Origin of the sequence: Halodurantibacterium flavum (assembly GCF_042681825.1) — a bacterium.
GTDB classification, from domain to species: Bacteria; Pseudomonadota; Alphaproteobacteria; order Rhodobacterales; family Rhodobacteraceae; genus Halodurantibacterium; species Halodurantibacterium flavum.
Window position 1 is genome coordinate 186,206 of the sequence record NZ_JBHUGH010000002.1, and the last position, 16,280, is coordinate 202,485.

The window sequence follows — 16,280 nt, forward strand, 5'->3', positions numbered from 1 at the left end:
AGGCGAACCACGAGGCGTTCATGGAACAGAGGTCGCCATCTTGGACATTCTTCTACGTCTCTTTCCGGGCAAGCCGCTGTGGATGTGGCTCCTGTTTCTGACACTGGTCATCGGGCTTCTGGCCTTTCGGCGTCCACAAGGACGACCACGAAATCGGCGTTGCCGAAAGCCTGCGCATGTCGGCGATGTATATTGTGCTGGGCCTGTCATTCTCGGGCTTTATCTGGTGGCAGATGGACAGCGCCGCCGCGCAACCACTGACTGATCGATATCAGGGGGGCCGTCCCCTGGGTATCGTCGCCCGGACTGTTGTGCGCCTGACCTGTCGAAAGGAATGCGGAATGCCACGTCAGATTACCTTTGCAGGCCCGGCCGAGGACTGCGCCGCCCTGATGAAGCGCCTGAGCGACCTTCCCGGCGTCGTCCGGATAACCCTGCAGCCCGGGACTTCGAAGCTGCCGGAAGGCGATGTCCTGACGCTTGAGGCCGCGAACCAGACCAGCGGCGAAATCCTCAATGTGATGAGCGATCTGGGGTTGCTTCACAAGGGCGCCGTCAGCATCGCCGAGCCGAATGCCACGATCCCGGCCAAGACGTCGGGCCCTGTCGACGAAGAGGGCAACGACGCCATCTGGGAAGAGATCGGCGCGATGTTGCGGCAGGATACCAACCCTTCCTTCAACTTCCTTGCCCTGATGGCACTTGCAGGGGCTGTCGCAGCCTTTGGAATTGCGGCTGACACGATCCATATCGTCGTCGGCGCGATGCTGATTGCGCCGGGTTTCGAACCCCTGCTGCGCACCGTGTTCGGCGTTCTGGGCGATCGCCACAGCGCAACCGCGGGCCTGAAAGGCACGGCCTACGGCTATCTCGTTCTGGCGGTCACGGCCGCGGCGGTGACGCCGCTGGCCTTGACGCTGAATGACCTCGGCGCGGATGAACTGGCCGCAGGGTACTGGGCAAAGTACTGGTCTGAAACCCGTCCGGCGGGTGTTGCCACGTCGCTGCTTGCCGGGGTCGCGGGCGGTATCATCGTCTCGTCGCGGCTGAAAGTTCTGGGGACGGGGGTGATGGTGGCACTCGCCCTTATCCCGACGATGACCCTTATAGGGATGGGCCTTGCCACAGGTCTGCCCGATATGGTGTGGGGAGCCGCAGGGCGGTGGGTCGTCGAAATGCTCTGCGTGATCGTCGGCGGCGGGGCGATCCTCGCGCTCAAGCGCAAGTTGCTGCATCGGCGCGGTGCTTCATCCATCGGATCGCGGCTCAGGTAATCTCACTGCGAGACCCGGTGAAACCGGCAGATGATCGACAGTCTTCACCCCCGCTGCGCTCGGTACCGACAATTGTCTGCTCAGCACGGCCGGGGGGCGTTCCCGACGCGAAGGCGGGCGATCATTATTTTGCCGTGGCGGTCCAGAAGGTGCCCGGCAGCAGCTGCCGCGCAGGCGACGGATCTGCCATGATAACCCCATCGACCCTTTTGCTTGCGGCAGGTTGGCCGGTGCTGCGATTGAGCTTTGCGATCAGAGGTTTCATGTTAGCTTCTTCGATCTGCGAGCAGGGGAGGGCTCAACGACATGATGACCAAGATCGTGCATTTTACGTCAAGTAATGTCGCACCGCGGAACCGGCTGAGCTACTGGAATGACATTTGTTCGGACGCACTGGAGGGGACGACCGTCGACAGTCCCGTTGAAGGCTTCCGCGCCGAGATGTGGCAGCTCAATCTGGGCGCGCTCAAACTGCTCCGTCCTAGATCGGATAGGTCGGTCGTCCGGCGGAAGGGCGCGGCGAGCGACGGCGTGCTGATGCATCTGCAGCTCAGAAGCAGCGCCCGGTTCCATGCCGCAACGCTTGCGCGGCGAAATGCGGTCGAGATGAAGGCCGGTGATTTCATTCTGTCAACCGCCGAGAGCGGCTATTCCTTCGAGTTAGGCCCCGACCACGAACTGATCGTGGTAGAGGTGCCGCGTGCCGCACTTCTCTCGCGTGTGCCGGAGATCGAAGACCACCTGGGCCGGCCCTTCAGTATCGCCACGCCTGGAGGGCGCGTGTTCCGAGATTTCTTATTTACGCTCTGGCGACAGACCGAGGATGAGCTGTCAAACGGTTCCGACAGCATCTACTCGGAGGCAATTACAGAGGTCTTCTCGACGCTCTGTGCTCTGGCGCTCGCCGCCGGCGATTTCCGGACCGGGCCCTACGAGCAGCATAGGGGCTCGGCGCTTCGCAAGCGCTGTGACGCCTATATAGACGCCCATCTTGACGATGCGGACCTTGGCACGCAGGCACTTGCAAGAGAATTTGGCGTCTCGCCGCGCACGGTTCAGAGCCTTTTCGCCGGCGCCGGACACACTCCGACGACATATATCCAGCATCGCCGTCTTCAACGTGCTGCTGACCGGCTGCGAGCCGAACCTCGTCGCTCGATCACCGAGATCGCATTCAGCCTCGGCTTTAACGACAGCGCCTATTTCAGTCGATTGTTTCGCCGCCAGCTGGGGCTTTCTCCGAGCGAGTGGCGAGCAAAAAACTGACCTAGGGCGGAATTTTTGTGACGCCTGCGCTTTTGTCCTGGTCGGCTGCGCTCCCCTCCAAGCATGGCTGAGGCAGTTTACCTAGGCTTGAGAAGCCGGACCGCAATCCGGTTTCGCAACCTGGCGTCAGGGAGGAGGGACGCCGAGGCAGCAGCAGCCGTCCTGTCGGATTTCCGACGGGACAACATTGCGATCTGCATCGAGACCTCTTCCTCGCCGAGCTGAAGAGGAACAGTCATGCTGGACAAGAAATACGACGCCCCGCCATCCAGCGCGTTTCGTATTGTGGACGTGCCCGATCCATATAAGGAACTGTCGAGGAAACGCGGCACCGAGGGTACCTTCGTGGGCTACAACGACGAGGAAAGCCCATGGGTCCCGTTCGGTGAAAATGCTGCAATCCGGCACCTCGCCTTTGATGTGCGCAACAACATCTACTCCAACATCCTGTGGATCAAGAAGCCCGGCGTCATCGGCACCCATTACCACCGGGGCAAGATCATCATGGTCTGCCTGGAAGGAAGCGCGCGTTATCTTGAATACCCCTGGGTCGCCACGCCCGGCGGCTTTATCCAGGAGGTTCCTGGCGAAGCGCACACGCTGGTCACTGACCACCCGGAGGGCACCAAGCTGTTTGGCTGGATGCAGGGCGCCATCGACTTTTACAACGAGGACGCGTCCTTTGCCTTCACCGCGGACGTCTGGTGGTTCATGAACCACTACGAGACCTACTGCCGCGAGAACGGCCTTGAGATCAACAAGCAGCTCTACATCTGAGCCGGCTGTCGGTTTCGGGGGCGCATCCGCGACCGAAAGGATCGCCCCCCATTTCGCCCCCCTGTCCGAACTTGCCGCCCCTGCCGGGCCCAGAGGTACGGATGCCGTGCAACTTCCGGAGGTTCTGTGATGAGGACATTTCTAGCCCGCCTGACCGTTCGCGCTTCGGACTGGGCCATGGCGCTGGCCGAAATCGGCATCGCGTTGATGATGTTTCATGTGGTGACTGAAATCGTCTCCCGGCGGCTGTTCCGCGTCAGCCTTGATGCCGTCCCGGAGATCGTGGGCTACTACTACATGGCCTCGGTGATCTTTCTGTCCCTCGCCTATGTGACTCGCGCCGAAGGCCATGTGGCGGCTACGCTCTTCACCGATCTTCTGCCCATCAAGGTCCAGTCCCTTCTGATGGGCATAGTGCTGGTCATCCTGGGCGGCGTGATGACGGTCTTTGCCTGGCAGATGGGGATCGAGGCCGTCCGCATGACACGCATCGGCGAATTTCATCAGGGCGCGACCCTGAACCTGCCCACATGGCCCTCACGCTGGTTCCCGCCAGTGGGTGCAGTGCTGATGGCACTGATGGCCTTCCTGATGGCACTGGACAAGCTCATTGGACAGCAGACTGTCGCCCAGGTCGCGACCGAGGATCTCCCGCCCGAACAACAGCCTGAGCAACAGGAAGAACAGCTGCGGAAGGAACTTGCCTGATGTCCAACCTTGCCATCGGTTTTGCCGGTTTTGCCGCTATCGTGGGACTGATCGGCCTGCGCTTTCACGTCGGTCTGGCGCTGATCATCGTTGCCTTCACCGGGCTGATGCTGATCACCAACATCGACATCGCACTATCAATGCTGCGCGTCCTGCCCTATGACTTCGTCACCGACTGGGACCTTTCGGCGGTGCCCATGTTCCTGCTGATGGGGGCCATCGCCCACCGCTCGGGCATGACCGCAAGCCTGTTCGACGTGGCACGCCTGTGGTTCTCGCGGATGCCCGGGGGTTTGGCAGTAGCCACCAACTTCGCCTGTGCGGGCTTCTCGTCGGCATCGGGCTCGTCGCTGGCGACAACCATGGCCATTGGCCGGATCACCATCCCCGAAATGCGCAAGTATCATTACGATCCCGGACTTGCGGCCGGAATCGTGGCCTGCGGCGGCACGCTGGGCGTGCTGATCCCGCCCAGCATTATCCTGGTGCTCTATGGCATCTTCGCCGAGGTTTCGATCGCCAAGCTGTTCATGGCCGGGGTGCTGCCGGGGCTGCTGACCGCGGGGGTCTACTTTGGCCAGATCGTCCTGCGCTGCTGGCTGAATCCCAGCCTTGCGCCGCCGGTACCCGACCATCCCAGCTGGAGCGAGCGCCTGCGCGCGCTGCGCACGATCTGGCCGTTGCCGCTGTTGATCCTCGCGGTAATCGGCGGGATCTACACCGGCATCGCCACCCCGACCGAGGCCGGGGCGCTGGGGGCGTTCCTTGCCCTACTGATTGCCCTGGCGCAACGCCGCATGACCGTCAGGATCTTCAGGCAAGCAGCACGTGAAAGCATCATGGCGACGGCCTCGATCTTCTTTGTGGCGATTGGTGCGTTGCTGCTCACGCGGTTCATGGCCTTCAGCGGGGTGCCGATGTTCCTCGCGGGCCTGGTCGCCGACTATTCGGTCGATACAACTACGATGATCCTGATCACCCTCGCGATCTACCTAGTGCTGGGCATGTTCCTCGATCCGCTGGGCATGATGCTGCTGACGCTGCCGGTCATGCTGCCGATGTTCCAGGCCGCGGGGATGGACCTGATCTGGTTTGGTATCCTGATGGTCAAGTTCATCGAGATCGGGCTGATCACCCCGCCCGTGGGACTGAATGTTTATGCCGTCAAGCTGCTGGCACCGGATTACAAGCTGCAGGAGATCTTCCGCGGCGCCCTCTGGTTCCTGCTGGCGGAAATACTGATCATCGGGCTGTTGATCACCTTTCCGCAAATCACCCTATTCCTGCCAAGCATCATGTGACCGGCAGGACAAAGCGACCATCCGTCCGACAACTATCGGGCACAGCTTCAGAGAAGGAGATGAGGATGAAGAGACCCTTGGGCCTTGTGCTCACGATGATGGCGATGCTTGGAGGCACGTCTGCCGTCGCTTTCACCTATTCGTCATGGACGCCGCCAGCCGCCCCCAACAACCGGCTGGGGACCGTGCCGATGTTCGAGCGGATCACCGAAAGCCTCGCAGGCACCGACGACGCGATGACGTTCGAGAATTTCATGGGCGGCCAGCTGTTCAACAACACCACGACCCTGCCGGCGATCCGCGACGGGATCATCGACGGCGGCGTGCTGGTGCCGGCCTACAATGGGGCTGAGTTGCGGACCCATGTCACCTTGGGCGAAACGCAGGCGCTGATCAACGACGGGCTGTCGGGCGCGGCGGCAGCGACCGAGGCGCTGCTGCTGAACTGTCCCGGCTGCCTGGAAGAATACGCAGCGCAGAACGTTTTGCCGTTGGGCACCTATGCCTCGACGCCCTACTATCTGATGTGCAACTTCGAGGTGACCAGCATCGCCGACCTTCAAGGTCGCCGCTCGGCGGAAGGGAACCCGATGTTCAACCGTTGGGCGCAGCGCATCGGCATGTCCCGCCAGTCGCTGTCGCCGCCCGATTTCCAACAAGCGCTGCAGCGGGGAAGCGTCGACTGCGTCTTCGCACCAAAGGACTGGCTTGTCGCCTACAGCCTTGCCGATGCCGTCGTCTCGATCGTCGATGACGTCTCGCACGGGGCATTTTCGGCAGTCGTCCTGATGGGCGTGAACACCAATACCTGGGCCGGGATGACGGAAGCACAGCGCGAGGCATTCCGTCGCGAGATGCCACAGGCGATCATGGATGTGACCAACGGCTATTACATCGACGAGGCACGCGGGATGGCCGCCGCCGAGGAGGCAGGCATCAAACTGGTGAACCTGGGCGAGGAATACGCGCAGGTCTGGGCTGATTTCCAGGAAGCGGAGCGCGCCGAGATCGTACAAGCGGCCAATGGCCGTGGGGCGGCGGGGGCCGAGGAGCTGGTTGACCGCTTCTCTGAACTGCTTGTGGAATGGGAAGGCATTGCCGAAGAGGTGGATCGCGATCCCGACGCGATCGCCGAGCGCATGTATGAGCGCATTTTTGCACAGCTTCCATTCTGACTGCTTCATCGCCGGGGCGGAGTTTCCGCCCCGGCTTTCGGCTCGACGGCGACAGCGCCGAGTACGCCGGGGCAGACGAAAAACGAGGGTAGTCAGCACGCGGTCACCGGCTGCGGGAAAACTCATGCCGGGCAGAACGGCTTAACGGATCGCCAGATGCACCACGCGCACCTGGCGTGAGGGCTCGTTCTCGCGCGATAGCGAGAACATAACGGTAGCGACGAGCGCGTCGGCGGTCGTTGAACAGCCCCGTGCGGCAATTTGCGCGTATTCTATCCGGTTTCCGGTTCAAAAATTAATATCGCATAAATCTTTTACCTGATTTCCGATTTTAAACCCTGACGTTATCCATTCCACGCGGAATCCTCATCCGAACATACAGGTCGCGCAATAGACTCATTTTCCGCGCATCTATTTGATTTTGCAGGACGGTTTCAGTTGTCTGCGAGCTGACTTGCCTTAAAAAAACCTCACGAAGGTCCGGATATAAATCGGCACCCACGTGAAATGGAGATGACAATGAGGAAAATGACGCGCGCGGGTTTCATCCCCGCACTCGCCGGGGCACTCATGGCAGCGGGCGCGGTTCAGGCGCAGGACAACGACATGGCCTTTTATCTCGACATGTTCGAGCCCCTTCCAGCCCTGCCGCCGATCCCCGCCGATAACAGCCTGACGCCGGAAAAGATCGAACTGGGCAAGATGCTCTTCTTCGAGCCCCGGATTTCCTCCAGCGGCGTCATCAGCTGCGCCACCTGCCACAACCCGGCGCTTGGCTGGGCTGACCGTATTCCGCGTGCGGTGGGCCATCTGGGACAGGAGGGCAGCCGCAACACGCCCACCGTGCTGAATGCCGGTTTCCTCGATGCGCAGTTCTGGGACGGACGCGAGGCGACGCTGGAAGGCCAGGCGCTTGGCCCGATCGCGGCGGATATCGAAATGGCGATGGACCTCGACGAGGCCGTGGCCAGGTTGCAGGAGTTCGAGACCTACCGCGCGCATTTCGCCGAGGCCTTCCCCGATGACCCCGATCCGATCAATGCGGATAACGTCGCGCAGGCCATTGCGAGCTTCGAGCGGACGCTCAACACCCCAAATTCGCCTTTCGACCGCTATCTGAGGGGCGACGTGAACGCGATGACCGAGGATCAGGTCGCGGGGATGCGGCTCTTCGTCGATGTGGGCTGCGTGGCCTGTCACAACGGTCCGGCGCTCAGCGACAGCAACTTTCACGTCTTCGACGCGCCGGGGTCCGAGGATGACGGGCGCTTTGTCGTGACGGGGGATGACTTCGACCGCGGTGCCTTCCGTACGCCGACCCTACGCAATGTCGCCGTCACCTATCCCTATTTCAACAATGGCAGCGTTGAAAGCCTGCACGAAGCCGTCTTCATGATGGGCGACCAGATGACCGGCTATGATTTTTCCGATGATGAACTGGATCAGGTCGTGGCATTTCTTCATGCGCTGACCGGCGAAATGCCCGCCGTGATGCCCCCTGCACTGCCCTGACAGCGCGATACGAGGGGCGCGCACCACGTCGCGCCCCGCACCAGGAGGAGCCATGGCCCCTTATCGCTATCTCCGCCCGTCGGCGGTAGAGATTACGCCGCGCGCCGTCTGGCTGAACCGGCGCACCGCGCTGGCAGGTCTCGCCGCCGCGGCCCTTCTGCCGCGCGCCGTGGCAGCCGGACGGTTCTCGACCGACGAGCCCGTGACTGACCCTGCCGTTGCGACGGGCTATTGCAACTTTTTCGAGTTCGGTCCGGCCAAGGATGACCCGCCCCAGCTGGCCCATGCGATGCGCACCGATCCCTGGTCGGTTGCGGTGTCGGGAGAGGTGGAAAGGCCGGGGAACCTGCCACTCGAAACGCTGCTTTCTTTCCCGCAGGAGGATCGCATCTATCGGCTCCGCTGCGTCGAGGCCTGGTCGATGGTCATCCCGTGGACGGGCTTTCCCCTGTCCGCGCTGCTTGATCTGGTGCAGCCGACCGCGGCCGCGCGCTATGTGGAGTTCGAGACGCTTTTCGCCCCCGATCAGATGCCGAACCAGCGCACGAACGCCCTCGATTGGCCCTACCGGGAGGCGCTGCGGCTCGATGAGGCGATGCACCCGCTGACGATCCTTGCCACCGGCATGTATGGTGAGCCGCTGCCCAACCAGAACGGCGCGCCGCTGCGCCTCGTGGTGCCCTGGAAATACGGTTTCAAATCCATCAAGTCGATCGTCGCGATCCGGCTGCTGCGCGAACGGCCCGTGGGAAGCTGGCAGGCCCGCGCCCCGCGCGAGTACGGATTTTTCGCCAATGTGAATCCAGATGTGCGCCATCCGCGCTGGCATCAGGCGACAGAGCGGCGGCTGCAAGACGGCGGCCGCATCCGCACCGAGATGTTCAACGGTTATGGGGATGAGGTTGCCCATCTCTATAGCGGCATGGACCTGAACGAGCATTACTGATGATCAGCCCGCGCCTCGTCCGCTGCCTTGCATGGACCGGATCCGCCCTGCCGGGACTGCTGATCCTCGGGCGTTGGCAGGTGGGGCTTCTGGGCGTCGTGCCGACCGAGGCGCTGCTGCATCAGACAGGTCGGCTCGCACTCTTTTTCCTGATGGCGTCGCTCGCTGTCGGCTTTCTGCACTTCCTGAGTGGCTGGAACCCCATCGTTGCCGCCCGGCGCCCGCTTGGGGTGTGGTGCTTTCTTTATGCGCTGGCGCATCTTCTGATCTGGCTGATCCTTGATCAGGGGCATCCCGCCTTTGCCTGGGCCGAGGCGCGCATGATGCGCCATGTTCAGCTGGGCCTCGCGGCTTTCCTGCTGCTTGCGCCGCTGGCGCTCAGTTCCAGCGACCGCGCGTTGCGATGGCTGACCCACCCGGTCTGGCGGCGGCTGCATCTGCTGGTCTGGCCCGCGGCGGCACTAGCGCTTGGCCACGCCTGGGCGGTGTCACGCTTCGAAAACCCGCGAGTGATGGTCATGGCCGCACTGCTTGTCATGCTCGCCATGTCGCGGATTGGCTGGACGCTGGCCCACCGGCTGCGCAACACCCGGTAGGCGCATGATCGCGGGCATGCGGTCGCCTGTTACCCTGCGGCATGCCGCAGGTTCGGAGAAGAGACGAGGCCCTTCCTCCCATGCCCGGCAGGTACTTGAGGTGAGATGGCCCGTGAAGCGTCGTCCAAGGTTCGGGCCGCCCCAGATAGTGCATCGGAAGAACCGCCGGAAACCGGTGAGGCGAGGAGGCACACCGCTATCAGGGCGGTGAATGGATGTTTTATGACATGCTCCACAGTCTTGAAGGCCTGATACGCCGATGGTGTGATCCCCGGAATCCGGCAGATCGGCTCGACACCATGAACACAACGGTGATGGGGCGCACTCTTCAGCAGGTTGCGGCACGCCCACGTTCTGCTGAAAGCCAACGCTTGTCTGCAACCAAGGTCCGCCGGACCGACATCACCACCATGACCGTCGCCAAGAGGAACCGCTTGAGGACAACACAGGACCGATGGATCCGGCGTGGGATCTCGCAACACATCAAGACCCTGAAGGCCAGAAAGCGCGCGTTACAGAGAGCCCGCTTCGCGGACAAATGCGCCTTGCTTGCGCAGTGCCGCGCGAATATCGGCGGGATCGACGTGCCGGGGCTTGATCCCCGCATTTGCCGCCAGTCCCGCGGCCGCCCCTGCCGCCTGTCCGGTAAGCCAGCACTGGGGGATTTCCCGCATGAACCCGTGGCTGTTGGCGTCGCAGGAGATGTGCCGCCCCGCCGCGAGAAGACCGTCCAGGCGCGCCGGGACAAGCGCCCCATAAGGCACTGACAGAACCGGAAATTTGGGCGATACGGACGGGCTGACGCCCACTTCGTCCGGGCGGATCGTGCCACTCGACCACTGGTCGCGCTGGATCCGCGACACCCCCAAAAGGCGCCGCGTGTGCCGTACCCCGATCTGAGGCGCCGAAAGCATCATCCAGGCGTTCTGAAAGCCCGGCGCGTGCTTGCGCATGAAGGCGCAATGCGCCTCCATGAACCGATGCGAGCGCACTTCGACTTCGGTCAGGTCGTCAACATCAAGGGCAGACAGTCCCGACTGGCGCGGCCCGAGGAACAGGGCAACGTCATTGCGCCAGGACACATAGGGGGTCTGGAAGAACCCGAGCGTTTCCCGACCAAGCTTCGTGAACTCGGCGAAGGCCTCTTCCTGCGTGCCGCGGAACGTGAGCCAGGTGTCCATGTCGACGCCCGCCAGCATGAAACCCGTGTTCATCGAATGGTGCACGTCGCCCTCTTCGATATCGGTCTCGAAGGCGCCCCCCGCACGCGAAAAGATGTCACCATCCCCTGTGCAATCGACAACGACATTCGCCATGAGCGCCTGGCGCCCTTCCTTCGATTCAAAGATGACCCCGGTGACGGCGCCGTCCTGGACAACCGGTACAGCCGCCCAGGAATGAAAGACGATGCGGACCCCGGCTTCGATCAGAAGTTCCTGGCTGGCCAGCTTCAGCCGTTCGGGGTCCAGGGTGGGTGCCCAGGTGACAATTCCGTGGAAGGCCGAGGTGCGGAGCCGCCAGTATTTCGCCAGCTCAGGGTCCCGCACGCCCCAAAGTGTCTGGTCCGGCCCCGCGACACCCTCCGGTGGAAGACGCTCGATGATCTCATCAGCAAAGCCGCGGATCACCTTGCGTCCTTCCCAGTCGGTCATCCGGTCGATCCAGATCACCACGCCGCCGGTGGACAGGCCGCCGAGGTGATTGTATCGCTCCATCACCACGACATCCGCGCCGGTCCGCGCGGCAGCAAGTGCGGCGGCGGTTCCGGCAGGCCCTCCACCGACCACCAGCACATCGCATCTGTGATATATCGGAACATCACGCGCAGGTTCTGCGACCGTTCCGCTCCCGTTCCGGCTGGGAAAGGTATAGCGCCCCGACTCGAAGATGTCAGAGCTTAGAAACCTGTCCTCGCTCTGCCTGATTTCCTGCACCTTCGGCTTATCTTCAGACATTCCTGTTCTCCTTCAGGCTGAATGGGGCGCGGCATTTGCGGCACGCGCGCCGGCACATCGGCGGCCCGTATTTCCCTTGTCGGCACATGCGGGCAGTTGTCGCCGAGCTTCTGCCCCCACCCCGTGTCCAAGGTCGCTATGTGGTCTTGCGGCGCGACACGCGGACCGGGCCGTCGATCCGGGTGCCGCTTTGACGGTCAGCACTCGGTGTTGATCCAGACAGCCTTGGTCGTCATGAACTCGTCCAGATGTTCTGCACCGCTTTCGCGGCCATAGCCGGACTGCTTGAAGCCCCCGAAGGGCATCGCCGGGTCCATGAGCTGATAGGAATTCACCCATACCGACCCCGACCGCAGCGCCGCCGCCATCCGGTGCGCCCGGCCAAGGTTGGTCGTCCAGATCCCCGCGCCCAACCCGAAGATCGAGGCATTGGCCCGGCGCACCACCTCCTCGGGGTCGTCGAAGGGAATAGCCGCGACGACCGGGCCAAAGATCTCTTCCTGCACGATGCGCATATCGTCGCGGACATCGCTGAAGACGGTGGGGGTGACAAAGTATCCGTTCTCCAACCCGGTGGTCGTGGCGCGCATCCCCCCCGCGCGCAACCGCGCGCCCTCGGTCTGCCCAACGGCAAGATATTCCAGCACCCGGTTCATCTGCCGCTCCGAAGCGATGGGGCCGATCTGGGTTTCAGGGTCTGTCGCGAGGCCCACACGCAGGCTGGCGGTGAAGGCAAGGATTTTCTCGATCACCTCGTCGAACACCTTGCGCTCGATGAATAGGCGGGTTCCGGCGGAACAGACCTGGCCGGTGTTGCCGAAAACAGCCATCGCCGCGCCCGGGATGGCTGCGTCCATAGGGGCATCGGCAAAGATGATGTCGGGGGACTTTCCGCCAAGCTCCAGCGAGAGCCGCTTGAGGTTGCCCTTGGAAGCCTCGACGATCCTGCGTCCCGTCAGGGTAGAGCCGGTAAAGGCGACCTTGTCGATATCGGGATGCTCAGCAATCGCGGCACCCGCTTCGGCGCCATAGCCCGTGATGATGTTGACCACCCCTGCGGGCACGCCCGCTTCCCGCACCAGTTCCCCCAGCCGCAGCGAGGAAAGCGACGCTTCCTCGGCCGGCTTCAGGACAAGAGTGCAGCCGGTGGCCAGAACCGGCGCGAGCTTGATGAGCGCCGCACCCAGGGGCACGTTCCAGGGTATGATCGCCCCCACCACCCCGATCGGTTCCCGCGTGGTATAGGAAAATATCTGGCCAGGAAGCGAGTTTTGGACAGTATCGCCGTGCAGGTTGGTCGTCAGCCCGGCGTAGTATCGCAGCATTGATGGCGACCGGCGGCGCATGAAGGGGATCCGCGCGATCGGCGCGCCCATCTCCAGCGTGTCGAGTTCGCCGAGTTCGTCGATATGCCGCTCTACCAGATCGGCGAGGCGAAGCATCATCATCTGCCGGTCATAGGGCTTCACGCGTGACCACTCGCCCTCGAATGCAGCGCGGGCGGCCCTTGTGGCACGATCCACGTCACGCGCATCGCCGCGCGCGATCTGCGCCAGCTCTCGCCCCGTCGACGGGTTGAAGGTCGCGAAGGTCTCGCCGGTCGCGGCCTCCACCCATTCCCCGCCGATGAGAAGCTTCCGCGCTCCGCCGGAAAGCCAATTGCGTGTATTGGCGGTAAAGCCGTCCGTCTGCGCAATGTTCATTCTGGTATCCTTGTAAAAGCGGCGGCGCAGCAGGCCCGCCTAGTTCATCAGGTTCGGCAGCCAGAGGCTGATTTGCGGAAAGGAAAGCAGGAGGATCATCACGACGACCTCGGCCAGCAGGAACCAGGCGGTTCCCTTGAAGATCGCGTTCAGCTCCACCTGATTGCCGATTGCGGCCTTCACGACAAAAATGTTGAACCCGATCGGCGGCGTCAGCATCGCGATCTCGATATATTTCACGACGATTACGCCGAACCAGATCAGGTTCATGTCGAGCGCGTTGAGAAGCGGCAGGAACACGGGGATGGTGATCAGCATCGTGCCGAGCGGGTCAAGGAACATCCCCAGCAGCAGGTAGACAACCGCCATTCCGAGGATGATCACGATCGGGTTGTCGGCATAGGGCGCGAACGTGTCTTCGAGAAAGCCCGACATGCCGGTAAGCGAGAGGAAGCGCGTGTACATCACCGCCGCCATGCCTACGAAGAAGATCTGCGCCGCCGTGGACATGGATGTGCGGAGCGCCTCGAACAGCGCGGCGAAGGTCATCCTGCGCTGCGCCAGCCCGAGGAGAAGCGCGACCATCGCCCCGACCGCCCCCGCCTCGGTCGGTGTGACAAGGCCTGAATAGAGGCCGCCGATCACGCCGAGGATCAGGAAGATCACAGGCCATGTGTCCCTCAGCGCGCTCCAGCGATCCGCCTTCAGGCTCGCCAGTTCGACGGCAGAAAGCGGCGGCGCGAGGCTCGGCTTCAGCCAGCAGCGGATCACGATCATCGCGGTATAAGCAAAGGCAGTCAGAAGCCCCGGAATGACACCGGCGATCAGCAGCTGAGAAATCGAGACCTCGGCGAAGATCCCGAACAGCACGAACATGATGGACGGCGGGATCAGCGCGGCAAGCGTTCCGGCCGAGGCGACGACACCGGTGGCGAGGCCCTTGTCGTAGCCTTGGCGCAGCATTTCCGGCACCGCAAGTCGGGTCATGGTTGCCGATGCCGCTACGGAAGACCCGGTGGCGGCCCCGAAACCCGCACAGGCCATGTTGGCCGCGACGGCAAGGCCCCCCGGAAGCGCGCTCAGCCACAGGCGTGCGGCGCGGAACATCGCAGTCGAGATACCCGTGGCCGTGGTGATCGCGCCCATCAGAAGAAACATGGGGATCGCCGTCAGATCCCAGCTGTTGGCAAAGGCGAATGGCGTTTCCCGCATCACCCCCAGCGCCACGTTCAGGTTGCGCACCATCAGGAAGCCGAGAAACGATACCAGCCCCACCGCAACCCCTACCGGGATGCGCAGCCCGACAAGAAGGATGATCAGCGGGACGCTGGCGAACCCGAGGAAGAGCGGCTCCATCTCTCAGTGCTCCGGAAGGGGTGCGGGTGGCGGGGCAAGTTCGCCCCGCGCGCGGCGGATCATGCGGATGACGAGTGCCAGCATCATTGCACCCGCGGCCACCGGTACGACCCAGCGTGCGGGCCATACCAGCAGGTAACCGCCCGGTATCTCGCGCTGTTCGTTGCTGGCCAGTCGCCGCATCGCCCCGGCATAGCCCTGCCAGCAGATCAGCCCGACATAGGCCAGCGTAAGAAGGTCGATGACATATTCGAACCCGCGCTTGAACCCCTCGGGCATGAGCCGGCTGAAGAGGTCGGCACGGATATGTTCATCCCGGTTGGCGAGCCACGCCCAGGGAAGAAAAGCCGCAGCGACCATGTAGTAGGCGGCCGTGATTTCCCCTACCGCCGGAAGCGAGATGCGGAAAAGCGCCCGCATCGCCACATCCGCCGTGACGTGAAGCATCATCAGTGCGCCGCAGGCCGAAGCCAGCACCAGAAGCGCGGTATAGACCATGTCCAGACGTCGGAGAAACATGCGGGCCAACCTTGTCGCGTCAGAGGGTTGACGGATCGAGATCGGCGAAGGCCTCGTCGTAGATCCGCTGCGCGAGCGCATCGACATCCTCACCGATCTCGGCCGAGATGCCGCGCCACTTCTCCACGTTCGCCATGTAGGCGTCATAGAGCGCTTCGGGGTCCGTCACGCCGATCTGCCGGCCCGCCTCGATCCGGCGCTCCCGGTCACCCGCGGGAAAGGCGGTGACATGGTCGATCAGATCCTGTTCCGGGGTCACCAGTTGCACGCCGTTGGTGTCGATCTGGCGCTGCAGCGACTCTGCGTTCTTGCGGACGAAGTTCCCGATGGTCTGCATCGCGGAAAGATGCGCCGCGGCGCGAAGAGTGACATCCTGCTGTTCCGGCGTCATCTCGTGGAACGCCTCGCGGTTCATGTAGAGCCCGACGGCAGGGGCGTTTGCGCCAAGCGGCAGGTCAGTGACGTATTTCGCGCTGTCGCCATAGCTGTAGGTCGCGAGCCACTCCGCGGCACCCACGACGCATTCCGCACCGCCCCGCTGGAGAACGGTCACCGTTTCCGCCAGCGTGATCGACATCGGCATGGCGCCCCCCGCGGCCACCATGTCGCCAAAGCCCCCGACGGCGCGGATGCGCAGGCCCTGAAGGTCGGCAAGTGTCGCGACGGGCCGGGTGCACATCAGGCTGTTCGCGGCGTTCGAAAACCCGCCAAGCGGGATGGCATTGGTCCGCCCGATATCATCGAGACATCCGGGGCAATCCTGGAAAATCGTTTCCATCGCCGCGCCGATATAGGCGCCGAGATCGTCGCCCGGCACCACGATCGAATAAAGGAAGGCGAGGTTCGGAACGGTGCTCGGCGCATAAAGCGGGATGGCGAGACCCGCCTCCATCATGCGGTCCTCCACCGCCGAGAAGGTCCCCGCGCCATCGGCAAGCTGGCCGCCCACGATGAGATCCCATTCGATTTCGCCATCGGTGCCGTCGGAAATCATCTGAAAGACATGCGGCAGCGTGTCCGAGTTCAGGTAGTCCGAGCCGGGCACGAAGGACCCATAGACAAAGGTATCGGCTGCCGCGGCCAAGGGCATCGCAGCCCCGATCAGGGCCGGCAGGGCCTTGCAGAGTTGACGCATCAGAACCTCCCAATTCATGCGTGAATATCCCGCGCCGCGCCGGCGACACGGGGCCGA

14 protein-coding genes are annotated in these 16,280 nt (G+C 63.0%); 9 read left to right on the forward strand and 5 right to left on the reverse strand.

Annotated features, from left to right (window positions below; all coding sequences use genetic code 11):
• Positions 1 to 341 precede the first annotated feature (341 nt).
• From ACFSGJ_RS02525 to ACFSGJ_RS02565, 9 genes are all read left to right on the forward strand, one after another.
• Entirely contained in the window at positions 342 to 1,274 is a 933-nt protein-coding gene (locus tag ACFSGJ_RS02525) for a DUF389 domain-containing protein (protein WP_390259205.1), read from the forward strand.
• A 306-nt stretch (positions 1,275 to 1,580) separates the two neighbouring features.
• Positions 1,581 to 2,540 (forward strand): AraC family transcriptional regulator, encoded by a 960-nt coding sequence (locus ACFSGJ_RS02530; RefSeq protein ID WP_390259206.1) that lies wholly within the window; start codon positions 1,581 to 1,583, stop codon positions 2,538 to 2,540.
• A 237-nt stretch (positions 2,541 to 2,777) separates the two neighbouring features.
• Positions 2,778 to 3,317 carry a 2,4'-dihydroxyacetophenone dioxygenase family protein gene (locus ACFSGJ_RS02535; RefSeq protein ID WP_390259207.1) on the forward strand — a complete coding sequence of 180 codons (540 nt, stop codon included), beginning with the start codon at positions 2,778 to 2,780 and terminating at the stop codon, positions 3,315 to 3,317.
• 129 nt (positions 3,318 to 3,446) lie between these two features.
• Positions 3,447 to 4,025 carry a TRAP transporter small permease subunit gene (locus ACFSGJ_RS02540; protein ID WP_390259209.1) on the forward strand — a complete coding sequence of 193 codons (579 nt, stop codon included), beginning with the start codon at positions 3,447 to 3,449 and terminating at the stop codon, positions 4,023 to 4,025.
• A complete protein-coding gene (locus tag ACFSGJ_RS02545; RefSeq protein ID WP_390259210.1) occupies positions 4,025 to 5,326 on the forward strand; it encodes a TRAP transporter large permease in 1,302 nt (433 codons plus the stop codon). The genes ACFSGJ_RS02540 and ACFSGJ_RS02545 overlap by 1 nt, the downstream gene beginning before the upstream one ends.
• Positions 5,327 to 5,391: 65 nt before the next feature.
• A complete protein-coding gene (dctP, locus tag ACFSGJ_RS02550; RefSeq protein WP_390259212.1) occupies positions 5,392 to 6,501 on the forward strand; it encodes a TRAP transporter substrate-binding protein DctP in 1,110 nt (369 codons plus the stop codon).
• Positions 6,502 to 7,020: 519 nt separating this feature from the next.
• Positions 7,021 to 8,013 (forward strand): cytochrome-c peroxidase, encoded by a 993-nt coding sequence (locus ACFSGJ_RS02555; protein ID WP_390259213.1) that lies wholly within the window; start codon positions 7,021 to 7,023, stop codon positions 8,011 to 8,013.
• 52 nt (positions 8,014 to 8,065) lie between these two features.
• On the forward strand, positions 8,066 to 8,959 hold the full coding sequence (gene msrP, locus ACFSGJ_RS02560; RefSeq protein ID WP_390259215.1) for a protein-methionine-sulfoxide reductase catalytic subunit MsrP: 894 nt from the start codon (positions 8,066 to 8,068) through the stop codon (positions 8,957 to 8,959).
• On the forward strand, positions 8,959 to 9,555 hold the full coding sequence (locus tag ACFSGJ_RS02565; protein ID WP_390259217.1) for a ferric reductase-like transmembrane domain-containing protein: 597 nt from the start codon (positions 8,959 to 8,961) through the stop codon (positions 9,553 to 9,555). The genes msrP and ACFSGJ_RS02565 overlap by 1 nt, the downstream gene beginning before the upstream one ends.
• 512 nt (positions 9,556 to 10,067) lie before the next feature.
• On the opposite strand, the gene ACFSGJ_RS02570 is transcribed toward ACFSGJ_RS02565, so the two are convergent.
• The 5 genes from ACFSGJ_RS02570 to dctP (ACFSGJ_RS02590) form a co-directional block, all read right to left on the reverse strand.
• Positions 10,068 to 11,510, reverse strand: a complete 1,443-nt coding sequence (locus tag ACFSGJ_RS02570) for an FAD-dependent oxidoreductase (protein ID WP_390259218.1) — start codon at positions 11,508 to 11,510, stop codon at positions 10,068 to 10,070.
• A gap of 197 nt (positions 11,511 to 11,707) precedes the next feature.
• A complete protein-coding gene (locus ACFSGJ_RS02575; RefSeq protein ID WP_390259220.1) occupies positions 11,708 to 13,213 on the reverse strand; it encodes an aldehyde dehydrogenase family protein in 1,506 nt (501 codons plus the stop codon).
• Between the two features lie 39 nt (positions 13,214 to 13,252).
• The gene (locus ACFSGJ_RS02580) at positions 13,253 to 14,569 is read right to left on the reverse strand and encodes a TRAP transporter large permease (protein ID WP_390259222.1); all 1,317 of its coding nucleotides are present in this window, start codon (positions 14,567 to 14,569) and stop codon (positions 13,253 to 13,255) included.
• A 3-nt stretch (positions 14,570 to 14,572) separates the two neighbouring features.
• Positions 14,573 to 15,088: a TRAP transporter small permease gene (locus ACFSGJ_RS02585; RefSeq protein WP_390259223.1), complete on the reverse strand. Its 516-nt coding sequence runs from the start codon at positions 15,086 to 15,088 to the stop codon at positions 14,573 to 14,575.
• Between the two features lie 19 nt (positions 15,089 to 15,107).
• A complete protein-coding gene (dctP, locus tag ACFSGJ_RS02590) occupies positions 15,108 to 16,223 on the reverse strand; it encodes a TRAP transporter substrate-binding protein DctP (RefSeq protein WP_390259224.1) in 1,116 nt (371 codons plus the stop codon).
• Between the last annotated feature and the right edge of the window lie 57 nt (positions 16,224 to 16,280).

Bases quoted from the DNA above. Each gene is read 5' to 3' on its own strand.
- ACFSGJ_RS02525 (WP_390259205.1), top strand. From the start codon at position 342: ATGCCACGTCAGATTACCTTTGCAGGCCCGGCCGAGGACTGCGCCGCC.
- ACFSGJ_RS02530 (WP_390259206.1), top strand. From the start codon at position 1,581: ATGATGACCAAGATCGTGCATTTTACGTCAAGTAATGTCGCACCGCGG.
- ACFSGJ_RS02535 (WP_390259207.1), top strand. From the start codon at position 2,778: ATGCTGGACAAGAAATACGACGCCCCGCCATCCAGCGCGTTTCGTATT.
- ACFSGJ_RS02540 (WP_390259209.1), top strand. From the start codon at position 3,447: ATGAGGACATTTCTAGCCCGCCTGACCGTTCGCGCTTCGGACTGGGCC.
- ACFSGJ_RS02545 (WP_390259210.1), top strand. From the start codon at position 4,025: ATGTCCAACCTTGCCATCGGTTTTGCCGGTTTTGCCGCTATCGTGGGA.
- dctP (WP_390259212.1), top strand. From the start codon at position 5,392: ATGAAGAGACCCTTGGGCCTTGTGCTCACGATGATGGCGATGCTTGGA.
- ACFSGJ_RS02555 (WP_390259213.1), top strand. From the start codon at position 7,021: ATGAGGAAAATGACGCGCGCGGGTTTCATCCCCGCACTCGCCGGGGCA.
- msrP (WP_390259215.1), top strand. From the start codon at position 8,066: ATGGCCCCTTATCGCTATCTCCGCCCGTCGGCGGTAGAGATTACGCCG.
- ACFSGJ_RS02565 (WP_390259217.1), top strand. From the start codon at position 8,959: ATGATCAGCCCGCGCCTCGTCCGCTGCCTTGCATGGACCGGATCCGCC.
- ACFSGJ_RS02570 (WP_390259218.1), bottom strand. From the start codon at position 11,510: ATGTCTGAAGATAAGCCGAAGGTGCAGGAAATCAGGCAGAGCGAGGAC.
- ACFSGJ_RS02575 (WP_390259220.1), bottom strand. From the start codon at position 13,213: ATGAACATTGCGCAGACGGACGGCTTTACCGCCAATACACGCAATTGG.
- ACFSGJ_RS02580 (WP_390259222.1), bottom strand. From the start codon at position 14,569: ATGGAGCCGCTCTTCCTCGGGTTCGCCAGCGTCCCGCTGATCATCCTT.
- ACFSGJ_RS02585 (WP_390259223.1), bottom strand. From the start codon at position 15,088: ATGTTTCTCCGACGTCTGGACATGGTCTATACCGCGCTTCTGGTGCTG.
- dctP (WP_390259224.1), bottom strand. From the start codon at position 16,223: ATGCGTCAACTCTGCAAGGCCCTGCCGGCCCTGATCGGGGCTGCGATG.